Below are 2,556 nucleotides of genomic sequence, written 5' to 3'. Positions count from 1 at the left end.
GCACCCGTCAAGCGGTTTGAACATTCGGAAAATAGGCTGGTGCGAATGCGGTACGGGGCATACGACAAAAGGATGAGGTCTGGTCATCACTTTATGCAGGCGATCCGGGAAATCATCCATGAATTGAGGTAGCGCAAACCGGTGAGGTTGCCCGGTGCTGGCGCGGCCGAGAAAACGGCCCGCCCCCGGAACCTCCGGAAGCGGGCCGATGGGTGATGCGTGGTGTCCGAGGGCGTCCTGCCGGTCAGCAGCCGAGGGTCCAGACCTTGGCGCGCGACGCTGCCTGGTCGGGGTAGCGGAGGTCGTTCGTGATCAGGGTGCGTCCATCCGGGGTGACCGCGACGCTGGCGAGGAGTCCGGTGATTGCGGTGGTGTTCGCGGGCGACCAGGTGGCGCTGGCGACGTTGGGGCGCGTCCAGATCGAGACCCGGGAGTTGCCGGAGTCGCCCACATAGAGGGTCAGCGTGTCGCAGGAGATTGCGACGCCGTTTGGACTCGTAAACTGGTTCGGCGCGGCCCCGGGGCTGCCGACGTTGTAGGCATGGGACCATGCGGTGCTGCTTGTGGAAGGCCGTGTCCAGACCGAAACGCGGTTGTTGCCGGTGTCTCCGACCCAGACCGTCAGCATGTCCGGGGAGACGGCGACGCCATGCGGAGACTTCAGCTGGGCATCGCCGGAGCCGTCGGCGCCGAAGGTGGTCTGCAGCGTCCAGGTCGTGCTCGTGGCGCTGGAGCGCGACCAGATCTGGACGGCGCCCCCGAAGTAATCGACGATCCAGATGGCAAGCCCGTCCGGGGAGACGGCGATGCCCTGCGGAGCAACCTGATTGGTGGAAAAGACGGAGAACTCCGTCTGCTTGGTCCAGGCCGTGCTGCTGGTGGATGGCCGGGTGTAGACGTAGACCATGTCCGCCGCCGAATCGGTCGCCCAGAAGGTCAGGTTGTCGGGCGAGAGGGCGAAGCTGTTGGGACTGTTTGCCCCGGACAGCGAGGTCGCGACCGTCCACGCGGTGGCGGTTGCCGAGGTTCGTGTCCAGATCTGGATCAGCGACGGATTCGGACTGACCGGGGTGTTGCCGGTCAGCGCCATCAACCCGTTGGCGGTAATGGCGACCCCTGGGCCCGCCGTCGGATTGGCGGCGGATCCGATCGTGCTCTGGTTGGTCCAGTTGGCGCTCGCGGTGCAAGTCCCGGAGCAGGTGACCGGGGTCAGGCTTGAGCATTCGCCACAGAGACCGGCGCAAACCCCGCTGGCGGTGCAGGTCTTTCCCGCCCCGCAGGCCGCACAGGCCGCGCCGCTCGCGCCACATGCGCCCTGCCGGGACCCGGCGCGGCAGACCGTTCCATCGCAACACCCCGCGCAGTTGGATTTGCTGCACTTCGCCTTGTTGCTCGACGCGCACCGGCTCTCGACGCAGGCCAACCCGCTGCAGCAGTTGAAGTTTTCCTCGCAGCGGGTCCCCTCGGGCTTGCATCCGCCATCGCACCGGCCGTTGACGCAGAGACCTGAGCAGCAGTGGGCGTCATTGCCGCAACTCATGTAGTTCGGCTTGCAGCGGCACATGTCCTCGGCGCAGTACTTCGTGCAGCACTGGCTGTTCTTCGTGCAGCGATTGGCCGCGGCGCTGCCGTCGCCGCAGGGACCCTCGGGCTTCGGCTTCTTCCCGCGGCTGGCGGCGCTTGCCGTCGCGACACCCCGGCCGAGCAGCACGCCAGCCGCGGCGGCCAGTCCGCGCCTGCGCGTGGTCCCGGCGTTCAGCGCGCGGAGCGCGGCGTCGAATCGTCGTTCGTCCATCTCGTCAGCCCCTCGCATTAGAACGGCATGCCGTGCCGGTTGGCGAAGGTCCGGATTTGCGCCGTCGCCGCCATCGCTCGGCTCCGGTGAATCTTGCACCGAATCACCGGCGGTGTACAGGAAGGCAGCCCGCGCCGCCGGGACTGGTGCATCGGCGAGCACGAAGCCGCCCGGACCAGCCGCTACGCCGGCAGCCACCGCGGGTGCGGAGGCTGCCGGTTACGACATGACATGCGGGAGCCGCCCGAGGAGATCGGACAGCGCGAACTCCAGCCGGAAGATGCGTTCCCGAAGGTCGGCAGTCTCGCGACAGTGCGCATCCTCGGCGACGGCAACAGCCGCCTGCTGCTCCTGCAGCGCGGCGGCGAGCACGGCGGTGAGCATGGCGTAGTCAAGGGTCAACATGCCGTCGTGACGGCGGCCGACGGCCTCGGGAACGACGGCGGCGACCTCGTTGGCGATGAATCCCACCTGCCTGCGGCCGCCCATGCCGGATGCCGGAGTCCAGTCGAAGCGGACGGGACGCAGGGCGGCGACGAGGGCGAGTCCCCCGGCCAGCGGCTCGATCCGCTGCTTGAGGGCAACGTCGGACCCGCCGACGATGAGCGCGCCGGAGGCATCCGCGGACACCGGGCCGCCGCCGTAGAGATCGGTCGAGCGGATCGCGCCCGCGACGTCGAGGCGGTAGGCGGGATCGGGGCGGCCAATGCCGACGCTGCCATTGCTGACGGTCGAGCCGGTTCCATCGAGACCCGTCGCGT

At 68.3% G+C, this 2,556-nt stretch carries 2 protein-coding genes; both read right to left on the bottom strand.

The features are described 5' to 3' along the window. Positions 1-244: 244 nt before the first annotated feature. Positions 245-1,993: an NHL repeat-containing protein gene (locus tag ADBZ5U_RS15745; RefSeq protein ID WP_526811760.1), complete on the bottom strand. Its 1,749-nt coding sequence runs from the start codon at positions 1,991-1,993 to the stop codon at positions 245-247. 21 nt (positions 1,994-2,014) lie between these two features. Beyond that, positions 2,015-2,556, bottom strand: a 542-nt coding sequence (locus ADBZ5U_RS15740; protein ID WP_526811758.1) for a tail fiber domain-containing protein, incomplete at its 5' end; no start/stop codon positions are given.

The sequence above is a fragment of the Mycobacterium sp. genome, assembly GCF_040398885.1.
Classification (GTDB): Bacteria; Actinomycetota; Actinomycetes; order Mycobacteriales; family Mycobacteriaceae; genus Mycobacterium.
The sequence above is the reverse complement of the archived record's forward strand: the minus strand, read 5'-3'. Positions and strand labels throughout refer to the sequence as shown.